Genomic DNA, 19,933 nt, shown 5'->3' with positions numbered 1-19,933 from the left:
GGGACGGCGACTTTCGGCGGGGGTGCCGCATAATCCCGGGCGAATGTCCCTTCCCACCCTGGCCCGAACGGCCGGCCTCCTCCTCGCGCTGGCCGTGTTCGCCTCGTGTCGCATCGAGTCCGCCGCGCCCTCGTCCGGCGCCACCCTCTCCCACGAGGGCGCCCCGTCCGGCGAGGTCTGGGTCTACACGTCCATGTACCAGCACGTGCTGGACGCGCTGGAGCCGCTGCTGAAGAAGAAGCTCCCCGGCGTCACGGTGCGCTGGTACCAGGCCGGCAGTGAGAAGGTGGCCAGCCGGGTGGAGGCCGAGCGCGCCGCCGGCGCCGTGCGCGCCGACATCCTCTCCGCGTCGGACCCGTTCTTCGTCGAACGGCTGGCACGCTCCGGCGCCTTCCTTCCCTATGCCTCCCCGCATGTGCTGCGCGTCCCGCGCTCGCTGCTGGATTTGGACGCCCGCCATGCCTCCATCCGCGTATCCACCATGGTGCTGGTGCACCGCGAGGACTCCCCTCCTCCGCCCACGTCCTTCGCGGCGCTGGTGGACGGGACGTGGACGGGACGGGTGGCCATCGGCGACCCGCTCACGTCGGGCACGGCCTTCACCTGGGCGGTGTTCTGTCAGTCGAAGTATGGCGACGGGTACTTCACCGGCCTGCGCGAGCGCGGCGCCATCGTCGCGGGCGGCAACGCGGCGGTGCTCCAGAAGGTGGAGAGCGGCGAGGCGGACGCGGGCGTGCTGCTGCTGGAGAACGCGCTGACGGCCCGCTCACGCGGCAGTCGGATTCGCGTGGTCTGGCCCACCGACGGCGCCGTCACCATCCCCGGGCCCGTGGCCCTCTTCGCGACGACACCCAACCCCGTGGCCGCGAAGGCGGTGGTGGACGTGCTCCTGTCTCCCGAGGGCCAGCGCCTCATCGTCGAGAAGGGTGACATGCACGCGGTGGATCCACGCCTCCCCGGCCCCGGCGGCGAGCCCGGCGTGGACACCCTGCTGACACGCACGCAGCCGTGGACAGCCGCGCTGATGGAAGAGGGCCTCACGCGCGGTGGCGTCATCAAGGAAGCCTTCAGCCGGGCCTTCTCGAAATGAGCCCCCCGGCGCGGTGGCTCGGGCTGTTCGCGTGGCTTGTGCCCCTGGTCCTCTTCGCGGTGGGCCCGGTGGTGCTGCTGCTCGCGCGCGGCGCGGGAGCCCCGGGAACGCTCGGCTGGGATTGGCTGGCCTCGGAGGCGGGCGCGCTGGGCAACACGCTGGCCATCTCCGGCGGGGCGGCGGTGCTCGCGCTCGTCCTGGGCACGCCCCTGTCGCTGTTGCTGTTCCGCACGGACCTGCCGCTGCGCGGCGCCTTCACCGTCCTCTTCACCCTGCCCTCGGCGATTCCCGCGTTCATCTGGGGCATGGGTTGGCTGTCATTGGCCAGTCCGCGCGCGGGCTATCTCAACCGGCTGCTGGGTGAGGGCACGCTCGACATCCACGGCCCGGTGGGCATCGCCTTCGTGGAGGGATTGTCCGGACTGCCGCTGGTGCTGCTGGCGGGCGCGGCGGCCTTGCGACGCGTGGACCCCGCATTGGAGGAGGCCGCGCGCGTGTGCGGCGCCTCGCCCGCGCGGGCCCTGCTGACGACGACGGTGCCGCTGGTGCTCCCCTCGCTCCTGTCCGGCGCGGTGATGGTGTTCCTGATGGCGGCGTCGTCGTTTGGCGTGCCGTACCTGCTGGGCGTGTCCGCGTCTCCGCCCACGCGCGTGCTCACCACGCGCATCTACGAACTCGTGCTGCTCGGGGACGAGGGCCTGGGCCGGGCCTCCGCGCTCGCGCTCGCGCTGCTGCTCCTCACACCCCTGTCCCTGCTGGCGACGTGGGCCCTGGGCCGCTCGGGCCGCGTGCGGCTGAGCACGGGCAAGGGCCTGGCCTCGCGTCCCCTGCCCCTGGGCCGCGCGCGCACCGGGGCCACCGTGGGGGTCGCGAGCACGTGCGCGCTGCTCGTGTTGCTGCCGCTCGCCGCCATCCTGCTCACCTCGCTCCAGCGCAGCTTCGGGGCGAGGCTTGCGTGGGAGGAGCTCACGCTCGCGCACTGGTCCGGCGTCCTGCTGGAGCCGCGCACCCTGCGCGCCACGGGGCTCAGCCTGCTGCTCGCGACGGGAGCGGGCGCGCTGGTGTGTGGGCTGGGGCTCGCCGCGGCCCTGCTCCAGCGGGCCTTCCGCCGACTCGGCGCGGGCGTGGAGGCCGTCGCCGTATGGCCCTATGCGGTGCCGGGCACGGTGCTGGCCCTGGCGCTGCTGCTCGCCTTCTCGCGGGACTGGCGCTTCATCCTCGTGGACAAGGTGGCCTTCGTGCTCGCGCTGGCGCACACGCCGTGGCTGCTGCTCATCGCCTACGCGGCGAAGTACCTGGCGCTGGGGACGCGCAACAGCGCGGAGGCGCTGGCCCAGTTGGACCCGTCCCTGACGGAGGCGGCGCGCATCAGCGGAGCGGGGCCGCTGCGGGCCTTCGTCGACGTGCCCCTGCCCCTCTTGCGACCCGCGCTCACGGTGGCCTTCATCCTGGCCTTCCTCTCGTGCGCGACGGAAATCACCATGTCCGTGTTGCTGGTGCCCGCAGGCTCGGAGGTGCTGGGCAAGCTGCTGTTCGACCTGCAGAGCTACGCGGACCCTGCCGCGGCGGCGGTGCTGGCCTGCGCCTTCGTCGCGCTGGTGGTGCTGGGACAAGCGGTGCTCGCGCTGGTGGCCCGGCGCGCGGCGGAGGCGCGGTGATGGCGGCGATTTCGTTGGAGGGGTTGTTCAAGTCCTACGGCGCCACGCCCGTGGTGCGCGGCCTGAGCCTCGAGGTCCGCGAGGGCGAGCTCGTCTCGCTGCTGGGCCCGTCCGGCTGCGGCAAGACGACGACGCTGCGGATGCTCGCGGGCCTGGAGCACCCCGACACGGGCGTCATCCGCATTGGCGGGGAGATGGTGGCGGGGCCGGGCGTGCGCGTGCCGCCCGAGCGGCGCGGACTGGGCATGGTGTTCCAGGGCTACGCCGTCTGGCCGCACCGCTCGGTGGAAGAGAACGTGGCCTATCCGCTGACGCTGCGTCGCATGTCGAAGACAGAGGTCGCCGCGAAGGTGCGCGAGGCCCTGCGTTGGGTCCGCCTGGAGGCGCTGGCGACTCGAAGGCCCCACGAGCTGTCGGGCGGACAGCTTCAGCGCGTGGCCCTGGCGCGCGCCCTGGTGGCCAGCCCCCGCGTGCTGCTGCTGGACGAGCCGCTCTCCAACCTGGACGCGGCGCTGCGTGAGGAGCTGCGCGCGGAGCTGGCGGCCCTGCGCGCGCGGCTGGGCACCACGCTCGTCTTCGTCACGCATGACCAGGGCGAGGCGCTCGCGCTGTCGGACCGCATCGCGGTGATGAACCAGGGCGTGCTGGAGCAGGTGGACGCGCCCGAGACGCTGTATCGCGAGCCGGCCACGCCCTTCGTCGCGGGCTTCGTCGGCGGAGCGAACGTCCTCACCGGCGAGGTGCGCGAGGGCGCCTTCCACACCGCGCGGAGCGGCACGGTGTTCCAACTGCCGGCCGACACCTCGGCGCCCCCCGGCCCCGCGACCCTGGTCGTGCGGCCCGAGGACCTGGCGCTCGGTGAACAGGGCACCCCTCTGCCCCTCTCCGCGCGCCTGTTCCTCGGACACGCCGCCGAGTACCGCTTCCCCGTCGACGGCACCCTGCTGCGCGTGGTGGCCCCACCACTTGAAGTGCGCCCGGGTCAGACACTCAAAGTCCTGCTCCGCAAGGCGCGCCTGTTCTCCGTCGGCTGAGATTTCGAGAGTCTTCGGAGGAGTCGCCCTGGATGATTCCGGACTCGTTGATTGAAAAACGAGGCTCCGACAACAATCCCGTGTCCCCCCGGTATTCGGAGTCACCTTGCCCCGTCACATCCCCTTGCTCGCGCTCCTCGTGCTGTCCCTTGGCCTCTCCGCCTGCACCGAGGACGACGTCTGTACGGAGATTTCCACCTGCGGCTCGTGCGCGAGTGAGTACGTCGCCAATGCCTGCAAGTGGTGCCCGTCCGACAGCACCTGCTCCGCGTATGGTGAGAACAGCTCGTGCTCGTATTCGGAGCTGAAGGACGACGCGGACGAGTGTGGCGGCACGTCGGGCTCGTGCACCAGTCCGTACTCGGGGCCGGCGGCGGACCCGCAGTCCTCCGCGTTCTGCCAGGCCGCGTACCACTACGGCTGCCAGGGCAACACATTGAAGCGCAACGACAACTGCCGCGTGTACGCCCAGTTCGAATCAGACAATCCGGGCATGCCTTCCTGCCCCTACTGCCCCTGAGCCGATAGGTTCGAGGAATCCATGAGCGACGAAAACCCGAGCATCCTCTCTCACGTCTCCGTCGGAACGAATGACTTCGCCCGCGCGGTGGCGTTCTACGACCAGGTGCTCGCCACGCTGGGCTGTCGTCGGGTGCTCGACTTCCCCAACGCCGTGGCCTACGGCAAGCAGTTCCCGGAGTTCTGGGTGCAGATGCCCCTCGACGGACAGCGCGCCACCGTCGGCAACGGCACGCACTTCGGCTTCATCGCCACCTCGAAGCAGATGGTGCACGCCTTCCACGCGGCCGCGCTCGCGGCGGGAGCCACCGACGAGGGCGCCCCCGGGCCGCGCCCGCTCTACGGCGAGCCCTACTACGGCTGCTTCGTGAGGGACCCGGACGGCCACAAGGTGGAGGCGTCCTTCTGGGATGCCTCGCTGGGTGACGCGCACGGCGCCTGAAGCAGCCCCCACCCACGAGCGATGCGGGCCCGCGCGAGGAGGACTCGTCGGGCCCGCGGAAGGTTCGTTCAGCGGGCGGCGGAGGGCACCGCGGGCTCGGTGTCATGGCGGTAGATGACGCCCTCCTTCATCACGAAGAACACGGCCTCCGTCTTCCGGATGTCCTGGAGCGGATTGCCCGGCACCGCCACCACGTCCGCCAGCTTCCCCGGCTCCAGCGTGCCCAGCGTGGCGGACACGCCCAGGAGCTCCGCCGCGTGCACCGTCGCCGCGCGCAGGGCCTCGGCCGGCGCCATGCCCGCTTCCACCAGCAGCGCGAACTCGCCCGCGTTGCGCCCATGCTCGAAGACCCCCGCGTCCGTGCCGAAAGCGATGCGCACGCCCCGCGCAATCGCCTTGCGCAGCGACTGCTTGCGCGCCTCGTCCACCGCGCGCACCTTGCGGATGTTGTCCTCCGGCAGGCGGCCCTGGTCCGCGCGCTCCTTCACGCCCTGGAAGGCCATGGCGGTGGGCACGAACCAGGTGCCCTTGCGCTTCATCAAGTCGAGCGCCTCGTCATCCAGCAGCGAGCCGTGCTCGATGGAGTCCACGCCGGCGCGGATGGCCCGCTTGGCGCCCTCCGCGCCGTGGGCATGCGCCGCCACCTTGCGCTTGCGCGCGTGCGCCTCATCCACAATCGCATCCAACTCCGCCTGCGTGAGCTGCGGCGAGTCCACATCCGAGTTGAGGCTCAGCACGCCGCCCGTCGCGCACACCTTGATGAGGTCCGCGCCGTACTTGAGCGTGTCGCGCACCTTCGCGCGCAGCGCCTCCGGCCCGTCCGCCACGCCCGCGCCCGTCTCGTCCGCCAGCACGCCCTTGCGCCAGGAGTTGCCCTCGTCGCAGTGGCCACCCGTGGTGCCCAGCCCCGCCGTGGCCGTCAGCATGCGCGGCCCCACCACCGTGCCTCGGCGGATGGAGTTGCGCAGCCCCACGTCGATGAAGTCTCCGGCGCCCAGGTTGCGCACGGTGGTGAAGCCCGCCATCAGCGTCGCGCGCACGCGCGGCAGGGACTCCAGCGTCTGCTCCGGAATGGTCCGCTGGAGCGAGTCGATGACGTCCTGCCTCCAGTCCTCGCCCGGCTCGCCCGTCAGGTGCGTGTGCGAGTCCATGAAACCGGGCAGCAACGTGGCATCCCCCAGCTCCACCACGCGCACGCCCTCAGGCGCCTTCGCGCCCGCGCCCACCGCCGCCACCTTGCCGTTCATCACCACCACCACGCCCGGCGTGACGAGCTTCCCCGTCTTCGCGTCGAACAGGCGCGCGGCCTTGAGCACGTAGGCCCGGGGCGGCTCGGCCGCGGAGGAAGGGAGTCCCAACAGCAGGCAGGCCACGAGGAGCGCACGTCTCATGGGGCCCATTGCCCTCCGCTCCCCCCACCCGAGTCAAGCGCCCGGGTGCATTCCCACCGTGAGCGCACCGCGCGCTCACGGAAGAAGCCGGAAGCCCCCTACACCTCGCGGAGCTTCCAGGTGCCTCGCCGGAAGAGGATGGCGGAGACGATGGCCAGCATGGAGAAGGCCACCGTGAGGGCCAGGAAGACGCCCGAGGGCCCCATCCCGACAGGCCCCGACAACACCCACGCCAGCGGCAGCTCGAGCAACCAGAAGCAGAAGATGTTGATGAGGGTGGGCGTGGCGGTGTCCCCCGCGCCGTTGAACGACTGCGTGAGCACCATGCCGAAGGCGTAGAAGAGGAAGCCTCCGCTGATGATGCGCAGCGCGTGGGCCCCGTAGTCCACCACCGCCGCGTCGGGCGAGAAGGCGCTCACCAGGGGCTGGGCGAAGACGATGAACAACAGCCCCAGCGAGCCCAGGAAGACGGCGTTGATGACGCCCGCGGTCCACACCGCGCGCTCACCGCGCTCCGGCTGCTTCGCCCCCAGGCTCTGCCCCACCAGCGTGGCCGCCGCGTTGGCCAGGCCCCACGAGGGCAAGAGCGCGAAGAGGACGATGCGCATGGCGATGGTGTAGCCCGCCACCGCCGCGCTGCCGAACGTCGCGACGATGCGCGCCAGCACCACCCAGCTCGTGGTGTTCACCAGCGACTGCGCCGTGCCCGCGCCGGACAGCTTCAGCATGGCCAGCATCGTCCCAGGCTCCAGCCGCAGGTGCTCGCGGCGCACCTGGAGCCGCCCGCTGCCACGCGCCAGCCGGTAGAGCTGGTACACCACGCCGCAGCTGCGGCCGAACGTGGTGGCGACCGCGGCGCCCATGACGCCCAGCTCCGGGAAGGGCCCCAGGCCGAAGATGAGCATGGGCGCCAGGACGATGTTGATGGCGTTGGCCAGCCACAACACGCGCATGGCGATGGCCGCGTCCCCCGCGCCCCGGAAGATGGCGTTGATGAGGAACAGCAGCAGCACGCTGCCCATGCCGCCGAGCATCACCTGTGTGTAGCGCACGCCGTGCTCCAGCACCCACGGCGAGCCGCCCATCAGCTCCATCAACGGCCGGGCGAACACGACGCCCGCCACCGCCACGGGAATGGCCAGCAGCACCCCCAGGCCAATGGCTTGCACCGCCGTGCGCGCGGCCCGCTCCGGGTCCTTCTCACCGATGCGGCGCGACACCAGCGCCGTGGCGCCGATGCTCAGACCCGCCGCCGCCGCGTAGATGATGGTGAGCAGCGACTCCGTCAGGCCCACCGTCGCGACGGCATCCGCGCCCAGCCGCCCGACGAAGAACACGTCCACCACGGCGAAGATGGACTCCATCACCATCTCCAGCACCATGGGGACCGCGAGCAGGAAGATGGCCCGCTTCACCGGCAGACCCGTGAGGTCCCGCTCGGTGCCATGCATGGCTTCCTTCAGCGAAGCCCAGAGCCCCACCGCGGGTTCCCGCGACGACGGCGCATCCACCTCCGACATTTCCGGCCTCCATGCCGCCCCGAACCTGGGCCCTTCTGGCAGGAAGGCGCGGGCGCGTCCAGGGACGGCCGCCGCCGTCATCGGCTGACCCCGGGCCCGGAGCACGGCGGACGGACGAGCGGGCGGGCCCTTGTCCTTCGCGCCCGGACGAGCGTGCGTGGAAGTCTCTTGCCCCGTACCGGAGGCGGAGCCCCGAGGGCTCGGTCGTCCTGCCTCGAACACCCATCCAGCGCCGGCGGGCCGTCCTTCTGTCCCGGGCCGAGGTGTAGCTTGCCTCCACTCATGGTGACGAGCTTTTCGCGTGTGGCACCTTCCACGGACCCCAGTCAGGGCGCCGCTCATTTCCGTCTGGCCAGCAGTGCGCGCGTCCTGGGACGCATGCACCTGGGACCGGGGGTCCACGTCGCACAAGGCGCGGTGGTGTGCTCTCCGGAAGGCGCGGTCCAACTGGGCGCGGGCTCCGCGGTCCGGGAGAACGCCGTGGTCATCGGCACGGCCCGGCACCCCGTCGCCGTGGGAGAGAAGACCGCGCTCGGTCCGAGGAGCCTCATGCTCGGCGCATCGGCGGGCCACCTGTGTGACGTGGGCGCTGGCGCCATCCTCATGCCCGGCGCACAGCTGGGAGACCGCTGCCTCGTGGCGGATGGCACGCTGGTGCCCGCGGGCATGTTCGTGCCCTCCGATTCCGTCGTCGTGGGGCGGCCCGCCCGGGTCGTCCGCCGGGTCGACACCGGGGACCTGGAGCGGCTGCGCACCGCGCGAGGCGGCACCCTCTCGCTGCCCGAACAACCCCTCACCCCCTTCTTCGCGAGAGACCGCGCCGAGGACGCCCCCATGGGACAGTTGTACTCCTTCCGAGACAAGCACCCGCTCGTCCACCCCACCGCCACCCTCTTCTCCTCCTGCGAGGTGACGGGAGACGTGCTCATCGGACCGGGCGCCATCATCGGCCCCGGTGTGAGAATCGTGGGCGAGTCCCACGTCCCGCTGCGCATCGGCGCGGGGGTGCGCATCCACGCCAACGCGGTGGTGCACCTGCAGCCGGGCGGCTCGCTCGTCATCGAGGACGGCGTCTTCATCGGGCCAGGCTGCCTGGTGCACGCCTGCTTCGTGGGCGCGGGGACGGTGGTGGAGCCAGGCGCCATCCTCTGCGACCGCAGCCGCCTGGGCCGGGGCTGCATCGTCGGCGCGGGCAGCCTCGTCCGCGCGGGGACCCTGTTCCCGGACGCGGCGCAGGTGGACGGCTTTCCCGCGGTGCAGACGGGCTTCCTCTCCGCGCTGCCACCCGCGCCCGTCTGGGCCCTGCGGCCCGAGGACCTGCCCGAGCTGCGCCGCGTGAGCTGAAGACCGTGTCCGGCGGGCGCGCCACACCCGGAGGCCGGGCGAGGCCCCGGCGGGTCGCCCGTCAGCGCGTGCGCCGCGCGTGCCGTAAGGCACCTCCGTCCAAATCGTGAAGGAAGCGGGAAGCCGCGCGGGGAGTGGCCGGGTGGGCCTGGCCGCGCGGGGACCGGACGGAGGGCTTTCACGGCGAGGGCGAGATGTGGCAGGCGCCGGGCACCGAAGGACTTCAGGAGATTCATCGAGGACGCCGCTACGTCGTCCTGCGGACCTGGGGACAGGACGGCAGACCCCTCGTCATCAAGCAGGTCCGCCGAGGTCCGCTCGCCGTCGGCAGCGGCCCCATGCTGCGCCACGAGGACGCGCTCCTGCGCGAGCTGCGCGACGCGGTGCCGGACATCTCCCGCGTCGTCTCGCTCACCGAGGAGCCCTCGCAACCGCTCGCGCTCGTCCTGGAGGACGCCGGGCCCCACAACCTCCAGGAGTGGCTGCATCGCAGGCCGGTGGGCGTGGAGGTCTTCATGGAGCTGGCCCTGCAGCTCGCCGGCATCCTCTCCCGCCTGCACCAGCACCACGTCATCCACCGCGACCTCAACCCCACCAACCTCGTGATGAGTGCCAGCGGCCAGCGCCTCACGCTCATCGACTTCGACCTGGCCACGCGCGTCTCCGGACTCGCGCCCTCCGGGGACATGCCCGGAGAGCTCCAGTGGGCGCTGGCCTATATCGCCCCGGAGCAGACGGGCCGGATGAACCGGCTCATCGACCACCGCGCGGACCTCTACTCCCTGGGCGCGACGTTCTACGAGCTGCTCACGGGCCTGCCGCCCTTCACGTCCGCGGACCCCGTGGAGCTGGTCCACGCCCACCTGGCCCGGCATCCCGTGCCGCCCGCGTTCGCCAACCCCGCCGTCCCTCGCGTCGTCTCCGACATCGTCCTCAAGCTGCTCGCGAAGATGCCCGAGGAGCGCTACCAGAGCGCCGACTCCCTCCTCGTGGACCTCCAGGAGGTCCGCCGCAGGAAGGGCGCGGACCTGTCCGACGACTTCGAGCTGGGGCGGCTGGACCTGGCCCGCCAGCTGTCCCTCCCCGAGCGGCTGTATGGCCGCGAGCCGCAGCAGGCCGAGCTGCGCGCGGCACGGGAGCGGGTGCGCCAGGGCACCAGCGAGCTGCTCCTCCTGTCCGGCGCGGCGGGCATCGGCAAGTCGGCGCTGGTCCACGAGCTGGCGCGAGACGCGGCGCGCGGCGACCGACTGCTGACCGGCAAGTTCAACCAGCTCCAGGGCAACGTGCCCTACTCCGCGTTCGTCCAGGCGTTCCAGGGCCTGCTGCGCGAGCTGATGGAGGAGGCCCCGGAGGCGCGGGACATCTGGCGTCAGCGGCTGCTCGGCGCCCTGGGCCCCCACGCCCGCGTCATCAGCGACGTCATCCCCGCGCTGGAGGAGCTGCTCGGCCCGCAGCCCCTGCCACCGAAGCTGGGACCGGTGGAGGCGTCCGCGCGCTTCCACCTGCTCTTCCAGTCCTTCGTGCAGGCGCTGGCGACGCCCCGCCACGTCCTGCTCCTCTTCCTGGATGACCTCCAGTGGGCGGACCCCGGCTCGCTCCAGCTCCTCAAGAGCCTCTGCGGAGACCCCGGCTCGCTCCACGTCCTCTTCGTCGGCGCCTGGCGCTCCCAGGAGGTCAGCCCCGAGCATCCGCTGCCGCGGCTTCTGCGCACGCTCGAGGAGCAGGGGGCGATTCCCTCCCACTCCTTCGAGCTGGCGCCGCTGGATGCCGCCGCCATCACCGCGCTGTGCGCGGACACCTTTCGCCGAGAGCCGTCGGAGGTGGCGCCCCTGGCGGAGCTGCTCCTGAACAAGACGGCGGGCAACCCGCTCTTCCTCACCCGCCTGCTGCGGCTCCTGCACACGTCCGGACTGCTGAACTTCGATTTGGAGCAGGGCACGTGGACGTGGGAGTTGGAGCGGCTGCGGCGCGTGGAGGTGACGGAGAACGTGGTGGAGCTGATGCTCGCCGCCATCCGTCGGCTGCCGGAGCGGGCGCAGTACGTGTTGGAGGTCGCCGCCTGTCTGGGGGACCGGGTGGAGCTGGGCCTGCTGTCATCACTCGTCGACGAGCGCGCGACGGAGGACACGGCCTCCGCCTTGTGGAGCCTGCTGCGCGAGGGGCTGCTCATTCCGGAGAACGAGCCCTCGCGCCCGCAGGCGCGCACGGAGGACACCCCCATCACTCCCGAGGCCACGTATCGCTTCGCGCATGACCGCGTCCGACAGGCCGCGTACTCGCTGCTCACCGAGGACCAGCGCGAGGAGCTCCATCTGGCGGCGGGGCGCCAGCTCTTGCGCGGGGCGCGAGGGGACTTGCTCGAGGAGCGCCTCTTCGCGGTGGTGGACCACCTGTCTCGCGGCGCGCGCAAGCTCAGCGGCGCCGGGGAGAGACAGACGCTGGCGGAGCTGCTCTTTCGCGCGGGCCTCAAGGCCAAGGAGGCGTCGGCCTTCGGCGCGGCGCTGGTGTACCTCACGCGGGGCCTGGCCCTGCTGCCCCGCGAGGACTGGCCCCGGCGACACGAGCAGATCTTCCAGGTCCACAAGGAGGCGGCGGAGTGCGCCTACCTGTCCGGCAACGGGAAGCTGGCGGAGGAGCTGCTCCACACCGCCCACGAGCACGCCGCCTCCGCGCCGCGCAAGGTGGACCTGTACGTCCTCCAGGTACTGGCGCTCCTGATGAACGGCCACTACGCGGAGGCCCTGCGCGCGGGCCAGGAGGGGCTGCGTCTGTTCGGGCTGGAGCTGCCCGAACATGGCTACGCCCAGGCGCTCGCGTCGGAGCGGGCGCGGATGGAGCAACACCTGCGCGGGCGCGCGGTGGAGGAGCTGCTGGAGGCGCCTCTGCTGGAGGACCCGCGCCACCTGGCCTGCGTGCAGCTCCTGTCCGAGCTCGTCACGCCCGCGTTCTTCGTCGACCCGAACCTCTTCTCGTACCTCAACACCCTCGCCCTGGTGCTCACGCTGGAGCACGGCAACTCCCGCTGGGCCCCCGCGGTGTACGCCTGTCATGGGATGCTGCTCGCCAGCGAGGGCGACGCCGCGAGCGCCTATACCTGGTGCAACCTGGGCGTGGCGCTGGCGCGGCGGCTGGGTGACGCGCGCCAGGAGTGCCGGGCCCTCATCACGCTGACCCTCAACATCAATCACTGGCGCGCGCCCCTGCGCACCAACCTGTCGCTCTTGCGGCGCGCCGTCACCACGGGGCTGGCCAGTGGAGACCTCCAGTTCACCAGCTACGCGCTCACCACCGTCGTCTCCACCGAGCTGGCCATGGGCACCGAGCTGGTGCGCGTCCTGGGCTCCATCGACACCAGCCTGTCCTTCGCGCGCCGCGCGGGCGTCCAGGTGATGGCGGACGTGTCCATCCTCTCCCGTCAGGCCATTCGCGCGCTCCAGGGCCGCACCCACCAGCTCGCCCGACTCAGCGACGACGACTTCAACGAGCAGGACTTCCTCGACTCGGGGCTGACGACGCACACCAGCCTCTATCTGCACGCCCTCTTGAAGCTGCTGGTGGCGTATGTGCTGGGCGACCTGGACGAGGCCCTGAAAATGTCGCGCGAGGCGCTGCCCTACGAGCACTTCGCGCAGGGCTTCTTCCGCAACGTCGACTTCAACGTGCTGACGTCGCTGACGCTGGCGGCGCGGGCCACCCGTCTTCCCGAGGAGCGCGAGGCGATGCTCGGCCTGCTCGCGGAGAACCAGCGGAAGCTCGGCGGCTGGGCGGAGACCTGCCCGGAGAACTTCCGCCACAAGCACCAGCTCGTCTCGGCCGAGGTGGCCCGCCTGGAGGGGCGGCACCTGGAGGCCATGGCCCTGTACGACAGCGCCATCGACGGGGCCCACACCGAGGGCTTCCTCCAGGACGAGGCCCTCGCGAACGAGCTGGCGGGGCGCTTCCACCAGCAGCTCCATCACAAGCGCTTCGCCACGCTCCACCTGCGCGCGGCCCTGGACGGCTACACGCGCTGGGGCGCGCAGGCCAAGGTGGTGCTGCTGGAGGAGGAGTTCCCCGAACTCAAGTCCCTGGTCGACCGCTCCTGGAGCGAGCCGGGCATCACCCCGACGAGGCCCGATGCCCCGGGCGCGTCGCTGGATTTGCTCACGTTGCTCAAGGCGTCGGAGACGCTGGTGGGCGAGGTGGTGCTGGACCGGCTCCTGGAGAAGCTGATGGCGGTGTGCTTCGAGGCCGCGGGCGCCACGCGGGGCGCGCTGGTCCTGGATGAAGCGGGCGCGCTCCGGGTCCGCGCCGTGGGCGCCATCTCCGAGCCCGTCAGCCTGGAGCGCACGCCCCTGGCGCATGCCAGCCAGGTGCCCATCACCCTGCTGGAGCACGCCTTCCGCACCGGGGAGACGCTGGTGCTGGCCGACGCCGCGCACCAGGGGCGCTTCGTCCAGGACGCCTATGTCCTCCGCCGCGCCGTGAAGTCCGCGCTGGCCATCCCCATCCAGCGCCATGGCAAGACGGTGGGCGTGCTCTACCTGGAGAACGACCTGGCCACCCGCGCCTTCACGCCCGAGCGCGTGGGGGTGCTGCGCACGCTGTCGTCGCAAATCGCCATCTCCCTGGAGAACAGCCGCCTGTTCGAGCAGCTCCATGTCGAGGTGCAGGAGCGCCGCCGCGCGGAGCGGGCCGTGCGCTTCCTGGCCGACTCCGGACTCGCGCTCGCGGAGTCGCTGGATTTGGAGCAGACGCTCGCGAAGGCCACGCGACTGGTGGTCCCCTTCCTCGCGGACTGGTGCATGTTCACCGTCGTCGAGCGAGGCGACACGCTGCGCACGCTGGCGGTGGCCCACGTGGACCCGGTGAAGGAGGCGCGCCTGCGCGAGCTGCTGGAGCACTACCCCGTGGACTGGACGTCTCCGCCCGCCGTCATCCACGCGCTGCGCACCGGCCAGCCCTTCCTGCGCGCGGACGTCACCGACTTCATGCTGCGCGAGCACGGCCACGGCCCGGAGTATGTCGAGCGCCTGCGCGAGCTGGGCTCACAGGCGGCCATGCACGTGCCGCTCATCGCCGGAGGCAGGACGCTGGGCGTCGCGACGTTCGTCTCCGGCACGCCCGGCCGCCGCTACAGCGAGGTGGACCTGGGCCTGGCGCAGGAGCTGGCCCGCCGCGCCGCCGTCTGCATCGACAACGCCCGCCTCTACCGCGAGTCCCAGGACGCCATCCGCCTGCGCGACGAGTTCCTCAGCGTCGCCTCCCATGAGCTGAACACCCCGCTCACGTCGCTGCGCCTCATGGTGCAGACGCTCTTGCGTCACACGCCCCAGGGGCTGCCGCCCGTCGCCATCCGCGGACTCAAGACGCTCGACAGCCAGAGCCTGAAGCTGGCCACGCTGGTGGAGGAGATGCTCGACATCTCCCGCCTCCAGGCGGGGCGCCTGGATTTGCACCTGTCGCGGGTCGACCTCGTGGAGGTCCTCGACGCTGTCACCCGGCGCATGCAAGAGCCCCTGAAGCGCGCCGACTGCGAGCTGGCGCTTCATGTCGCGGGAGGAGCGCTGGTCGGCCGCTGGGACGCGGCGCGGCTCCAGCAGGTGTTCGTCCACCTCGTCTCCAACGCGCTCAAGTTCGGCGCCGGCAAACCCATCACCCTGCGGGCCTGGGGCGACGCGGACGTCATCCACGTGAGCGTCCGGGACGCGGGCATCGGAATCGCCGCCGACCGGCTCGCCTACATCTTCGAGCGCTTCGAGCGCGCCGTCTCCGTGCGCGCCTATGGGGGGCTCGGGCTCGGGCTCCACCTGGTGCGGGAGCTGGTCACCGCGCTCGGGGGCACCATCCGCGTGGAGAGCACGCCCGGCGAGGGCAGCACCTTCACCGTCGAGCTGCCCCGCGAAGGACCTCCGGACACGCCCGCGTGACGGGAGGGCTGGCGGACAGGTGCCGCCCCAAAAAGACAGCACCCGGGTGGCCGCCACGAAGGCCCCCCGGGTGCTTGCTTCAGACCTGCGATGTGACGTGAAGGACTAGTACGCGCCCTTCAGCGTGACACCGGTGTAGGCCGAGTAGCCACGCACCATCACGTAGTACTTGCCCGCCGTGGTGTTCGTCAGGGCGCACGTCTCGACGTTGCCCGACAGGTACGGACGGCAGTTGTACGTGGTGGTGGTGGGGGCCGCGTTGAAGCGAACGTACAGGTCCGCGTCGCCCGTGCCGCCCGTGGTGGTGAACGTCACCCGGGTGTTGGCCGGCACGTCCATCGTGTAGTTCACGGAGGAGCTGGCGGCGCCCGCCAGGCCCGTCACCGGCACGTTGTTCTGCAGCACGTTCGGCGGAGGACCGCCCGTGGTGAACGAGCCCGTCAGCGTCGCGCCGGAGTAGGTGGCGTACGCGCTGATGAGCACGTGGTAGACGCCCGCCTGGGCGGTGGTGATGGTGCACGTCTCCGTGTTGCTGCTGCTCTCCGACTTGCAGTCGTAGGTGGAGGAGCTCGGCTGCGAGCCGAACCGGACGAACAGGTCCGCGTCACCCGTGCCACCGGCGAGCGTGAACTTGAGGTTCGTGGCGCCGGCCGGGACGGTCAGGTTGAAGAACTTCTGGTTGCCCGTGGCACCGCCCAGGTTGTTCACCGGGATGCCGTTGGTCAGCACGACGGACGGCTGGGGAGGCAGGGTGACGCCCACGCCCACCGCTTCCCACGCGGCCTTCACGGCATCCTGCGTGGCCTGGTCATAGCCGAGGTCCAGCGCGGCCTGGATGGTCCACGTCTTCGCCTGAACGAAGGTGGTGGAGGCCGTGTAGATGTCGGTGTTGGCCTTGTACCAGATGCGGGCGGCCTTCTCGACGCCGATGGCCGGCACGGAGATGGTGGAGCGGCCGCGCGGGTGCGTGCCACCCTTGGAGAGCAGCGCGAACGCCAGGTTCGGGATGCCCGAGCTGTAGTGCACGTCCGTGCTGGAGGTGAAGTCGGAGGCGAAGTCCAGCGAGGCGCCGTCCTTCTTCGGGTCATCCATGTAGCGAAGGGCGTCGTTCGCCGTGCCCGGCGTCCACACGTCCTCGCCAATCATCCAGATGGCGGGCGTGGTGGCCCAGGAGCCGGAGGCCCAGCTCTCGCAGATGGCGGAGAAGGTGTCCGACATCGCCTCGTTCAGACCGCCAGACTGGCCGGAGTACGTGAGGTTGGACTCGTTCTCCGTCACGGCGTGGGTCAGCTCGTGGACGGTGACGTCCGCGTCCTTGCCCAGTTCGATGGAGTTCACGCCGTCGCCGTCGCCGTACACCATCTGGGTGCCGTCCCAGTACGCGTTCACGTAGTTGCTGCCGTAGTGAACGGTGCTGATGAGGGTGGCGCCCGCGTTGTTGATGGAGTCGCGGCCGAACAGCGTCTGGTAGCAGTTGTACGTGTACCCGAGCTGGTCGTAGTTCATGTCAACGTGGGCGTCGCCGATGGCGGCCTGGCCCTCGCTGCGCTTCAGCGTCCCCGGCGTGGTGCTGCCGTTGTTGGCGCTGTACACGCGGCGGTTGAGCGCGGAGTGGATGCGCGGGTGACGCGCGACCACGCCGGCCTGGCCACGGGCGTCGACGAACACGTCGTCCACCAGCGGGATGCCCTCGACCTGGGTGCCGACGACGCGCACCTGCCACGCCAGGAAGAGCTGCTCGTTCACGTCACGCACATAGACGAGCCGGGGCTCGCCCTCGGTGGAGATGCCGGTGCCGGCCGTGGCGCGGGCCGCCGCACGGGCCGCCGCGGACCCATCCACGCGGGGAACCGCGGGCAGGTCCTGGCCGTCACGCGCGGAGCTGTTGGCCGCGTACACCTGGCCGTCCGGGCGAACGTGCAGCACGAGCTCGCCGTTGACGACCTCCAGGCCGTTCTTCGTCTGCCGGTAGCGCAGGTGCTGGTTGCCCTGGGCGTCGGTGCGGGCCTTGTTGAGGAACATGTCGTCCGCGCTCAGGCGGAAGATGGGGGCGATGCCCGACAGCGCGGGAGCCGCGGCGAAGGCCGCGTGGCCCACGGAGAGCGCGGACAGCGTGCGCTCCACCTTGCCCAGCTCACCGACCACCGTGAAGGGGATGCCGTCGGAGTGCACGCCCGCCACGCCCGCACCCGGCAGCTTCCCGAGGGAGCCCTGGATGTCGCCGCCGGACTTCGCTTCAGGAGCCTTCGTCTCGTCTCCCGTGGAATCCACGGTGCCGCACGCAGTGAGCGCTACTCCCAGCCAAGCCGCACCAATCGTCTTCAGGACTCGATGAGCCAAACGCACTACCTCCGGTAGAAAGACGGGATAGTCGTGACACACCTGGAATCAGGATTTCAAATACAAAATCGAAAATTCATGTTTCCGATTATTTCCTGACATGATTTGTAAAGCATATTTACGCGTTTTTCCTTGTTGAGCAAGAAACGTCCAGACCGGGTGCGGGGTAGCAGCTCGCAGGGAGAAGCGGGCGGTAGAAGTCGACCCTGCCTGAAACACGGGCGCGTCTGTGAGGAATTCGAACGTTTTTGAGAGACATTGATGTCGAAGAAATGAGCCGATGTGACGACGGGGGGAGGCGGGCCGGCCTCGCGGAGGTGGGTGGCCTGCTACAGTGACGTACTTGTCCGGCGCGAGGGCTTCGCGCCTGGTGCCTGGGGGGCGCGCGCCATGGGGCATCCCGCCGTCGAGAACGAGACTCCGTTCGCCTTTGACCTGATGGGGCTCTGCGACGAGGAGGCGCGTCCGTTGCTCCTGCTCGTGGTGAAGGCGACGTATGGATTCGGCGAGACGGGGCTGACGGGGGTGAAGGAGCAGCCGAAGGTGAGCTGGCAGGGGCAGCCCTGGGGCGAGCCCGGGGAGTCCAGCTACCGGTACGAGGTGGAGGGCGCGTTCATCAAGCCCGCGACGGACGTGGTGTTGCTGGGCCATGCGCATGCGCGGCGCAAGGGGGACACGGAGGTGCTGGTGGCGCTCCAGGTGGGGCCGCTGACGAAGGCGGTGCGGGTGTTGGGGGAGCGCACGTGGTTCCGGAGCCTGGGGCGGGTGTCGGCGACGAAGCCGCTGCCGTTCGAGCGGATGGCGTTGCAGTGGGAGCGGGCCTTCGGTGGGTGGGACAGGACGGATGCGGGGAGGCCGGCGTTCGAGCCGCGCAACCCGGTGGGCACGGGCTTTCGCGCCAGCGCGAGGCACTTCGAGGAGGGGTTGCGGTTGCCCAACCTGGAGGACCCGGCGGAGCCGCTGCGGGAGTTGGGGCAGCGGGTGACGCCGGTGGGGTTCGGCTTCACGTCACCGGACTGGCAGCCTCGGGCGAGGTACGCGGGGACGTATGACGAGGCGTGGAGCAAGACGCGCAAGCCGCTGTTGCCCAAGGACTTCGACCGGCGCTTCTTCAACGCGGCCGCGCCGGGGCTCGTGGCGCCGGGGTACTTGAAGGGGGACGAGGCGGTCATCATCGCCGGGGCCTCGCCGAAGGGACGGCTGGCCTTCTCGCTGCCCGGGCAGACGCCGCCGGTCGTCACGGTGGAGCTGGCGGGCACCGAGGACGCGAAGCCCGCGATGCACCTGGACACCGTCATCCTGGATGCCGACGCGGAACAGGTGACGCTGCTGTGGCGAGGGCATGTCCTCCTGGGGGACGGCCTGCACGACGTGCGGGGACTGCGTGTCACGGCGGAAGGTGTGTCGAAGCCCACATCGGATTGAGGGGCCGCGCTGGCCGATTCCGCGCACGGCGAGGGCCCTCCGGCACCTGTCAGGCGGCCTCTCGCATGAATGCGCTATCATTCGTCGTCAGCCTGGTCGCGGCTGAGAGCTTTCGTCTTCATCCACCTCGTTCGCCAGGGCCTTCCGCATGAGCTCACACCCCGCCAGCAAGTCGAGCCAGCCCGGCCCCCAGGTGCGGGAGCCCATCCTCGGGAGTCGTTCCGGACAGCTCGTGGGACTCGAGGCCTCGGGAGCACCGCTCGTGGATTTTCCTGGCAACTCCACGGGCCCCGTCACCGCGCGACTGGCGGTGGCCCTGGAGCCCCGGGGCCTCCAGGAGGCCGTGGCCCGACGCCAGAAGGTGGTCCTCCTGTTCGAGAACGGAGACCCGGCGCTGCCCTTCATCATGGGCCTCATCCACGAGCCCAGCCCCACGCCCTTGCTGGATGCCTTGCTGGAGACCGCCGAGCCAGCGCCACCGCCTACCGAGGCACACGTCGACGGCAAGCGGGTGGTCATCGAGGGCCAGGACGAAGTCGTCCTCAAGTGTGGCGAAGCCAGCATCACCCTGCGCCGCAATGGCAAGGTCATCATCAAGGGGACCTATCTGGAGTCGCGAGCCACGGGCACCCACCGCATCAAGGGTGGCTCGGTGGAGATCAACTAGACGACATCCAGCGCGCCCCAGGACGCTCTCTGGGGAGGGGGACTCGAACCCAGACTCACGCGCAGTGTATCCTTGACGGACCTGGAGGTGGGGCCATGGCCGTCAACACAGGCGTCAACAAGATGTCCGTCGTCACCAAGGACAGTGGGGGCGTGACCACGGCCTTCCCGGATGTGTGCAAGACGCCCAGCCCTGCGGGGCCCGTCCCCATTCCCTATCCCAACGTGGCCCAGTCCTCCGACACCGACAAGGGCACGAAGAAGGTGTCTGTCGCGGGCAATCCCGTGTGCGTGAAGGACTCCAACTTCAAGACGAGCACGGGTGACGAGGCGGGCACGGCCGGTGGCGGCGTGGCCTCCAGCAAGACAAAGGGCAAGGCGGAGTTCATCAACTTCTCCTTCGACGTGAAGTTCGAGGGGAAGAACGTGGCCCGCGCCTTCGACCTCATGCTCCACAACGACAAGAACACGCCGCCGTTTCCTCTCATGCAGGGACCAGTGGTCGCGGGCGCGGGGAGCAAGGAGGAACCCAAGTGCCTCGTCTGCAAGAAACACCTCTAGCAGAGTCCACCCCGCCGAATTGTCTGTGGATTCA

General features: G+C 70.6%; 13 protein-coding genes. 10 read left to right on the top strand and 3 right to left on the bottom strand.

The genetic code is table 11. The features are described from left to right. The first annotated feature begins 43 nt into the window (after window positions 1-43). From HUA76_RS09155 to HUA76_RS09135, 5 genes are all read left to right on the top strand, one after another. The gene (locus HUA76_RS09155) at window positions 44-1,090 is read left to right on the top strand and encodes an ABC transporter substrate-binding protein (RefSeq protein WP_174460617.1); all 1,047 of its coding nucleotides are present in this window, start codon (window positions 44-46) and stop codon (window positions 1,088-1,090) included. Next, window positions 1,087-2,748 carry an iron ABC transporter permease gene (locus HUA76_RS09150; RefSeq protein ID WP_174460616.1) on the top strand — a complete coding sequence of 554 codons (1,662 nt, stop codon included), beginning with the start codon at window positions 1,087-1,089 and terminating at the stop codon, window positions 2,746-2,748. Before HUA76_RS09155 ends, HUA76_RS09150 begins: the two co-directional genes overlap by 4 nt. Beyond that, window positions 2,748-3,782: an ABC transporter ATP-binding protein gene (locus HUA76_RS09145; RefSeq protein ID WP_174460615.1), complete on the top strand. Its 1,035-nt coding sequence runs from the start codon at window positions 2,748-2,750 to the stop codon at window positions 3,780-3,782. The genes HUA76_RS09150 and HUA76_RS09145 overlap by 1 nt, the downstream gene beginning before the upstream one ends. Before the next feature lie 106 nt (window positions 3,783-3,888). Then, window positions 3,889-4,302, top strand: coding sequence for a hypothetical protein (locus HUA76_RS09140; RefSeq protein WP_141645443.1), 414 nt, complete (start codon window positions 3,889-3,891; stop codon window positions 4,300-4,302). Window positions 4,303-4,323: 21 nt separating this feature from the next. Then, on the top strand, window positions 4,324-4,743 hold the full coding sequence (locus tag HUA76_RS09135; RefSeq protein ID WP_141645442.1) for a VOC family protein: 420 nt from the start codon (window positions 4,324-4,326) through the stop codon (window positions 4,741-4,743). Window positions 4,744-4,811: 68 nt separating this feature from the next. Here HUA76_RS09135 and HUA76_RS09130 read toward each other — a convergent pair whose 3' ends face one another. Both HUA76_RS09130 and HUA76_RS09125 read right to left on the bottom strand, forming a co-directional pair. Continuing rightward, the gene (locus tag HUA76_RS09130) at window positions 4,812-6,134 is read right to left on the bottom strand and encodes an amidohydrolase family protein (protein ID WP_174453784.1); all 1,323 of its coding nucleotides are present in this window, start codon (window positions 6,132-6,134) and stop codon (window positions 4,812-4,814) included. Window positions 6,135-6,232: 98 nt separating this feature from the next. Next, window positions 6,233-7,654 carry an MATE family efflux transporter gene (locus tag HUA76_RS09125; RefSeq protein ID WP_174453783.1) on the bottom strand — a complete coding sequence of 474 codons (1,422 nt, stop codon included), beginning with the start codon at window positions 7,652-7,654 and terminating at the stop codon, window positions 6,233-6,235. Between the two features lie 378 nt (window positions 7,655-8,032). Here HUA76_RS09125 and HUA76_RS09120 point away from each other — a divergent pair, with 378 nt between their 5' ends. Further along, window positions 8,033-8,998, top strand: coding sequence for a gamma carbonic anhydrase family protein (locus HUA76_RS09120; RefSeq protein WP_246137437.1), 966 nt, complete (start codon window positions 8,033-8,035; stop codon window positions 8,996-8,998). A 194-nt stretch (window positions 8,999-9,192) separates the two neighbouring features. Then, window positions 9,193-14,907: an AAA family ATPase gene (locus tag HUA76_RS09115; RefSeq protein ID WP_174460614.1), complete on the top strand. Its 5,715-nt coding sequence runs from the start codon at window positions 9,193-9,195 to the stop codon at window positions 14,905-14,907. Between the two features lie 105 nt (window positions 14,908-15,012). Here HUA76_RS09115 and HUA76_RS09110 read toward each other — a convergent pair whose 3' ends face one another. Continuing rightward, window positions 15,013-17,178, bottom strand: a complete 2,166-nt coding sequence (locus HUA76_RS09110; RefSeq protein ID WP_371823452.1) for a M4 family metallopeptidase — start codon at window positions 17,176-17,178, stop codon at window positions 15,013-15,015. A gap of 459 nt (window positions 17,179-17,637) precedes the next feature. Here HUA76_RS09110 and HUA76_RS09105 point away from each other — a divergent pair, with 459 nt between their 5' ends. From HUA76_RS09105 to HUA76_RS09095, 3 genes are all read left to right on the top strand, one after another. Next, window positions 17,638-18,672, top strand: a complete 1,035-nt coding sequence (locus tag HUA76_RS09105; RefSeq protein ID WP_174460613.1) for a DUF2169 domain-containing protein — start codon at window positions 17,638-17,640, stop codon at window positions 18,670-18,672. A 148-nt stretch (window positions 18,673-18,820) separates the two neighbouring features. Then, the gene (locus HUA76_RS09100) at window positions 18,821-19,339 is read left to right on the top strand and encodes a DUF6484 domain-containing protein (RefSeq protein WP_141645435.1); all 519 of its coding nucleotides are present in this window, start codon (window positions 18,821-18,823) and stop codon (window positions 19,337-19,339) included. A 95-nt stretch (window positions 19,340-19,434) separates the two neighbouring features. Next, window positions 19,435-19,899, top strand: coding sequence for a DUF4150 domain-containing protein (locus HUA76_RS09095; protein ID WP_174453774.1), 465 nt, complete (start codon window positions 19,435-19,437; stop codon window positions 19,897-19,899). Window positions 19,900-19,933 lie beyond the last annotated feature (34 nt).

The organism is Myxococcus sp. CA056, assembly GCF_013336715.1.
Classification (GTDB): domain Bacteria; phylum Myxococcota; class Myxococcia; order Myxococcales; family Myxococcaceae; genus Myxococcus; species Myxococcus llanfairpwllgwyngyllgogerychwyrndrobwllllantysiliogogogochensis.
Note: the sequence above shows the minus strand (reverse complement) of the source record. Positions and strands in the feature narration are given on the sequence as shown.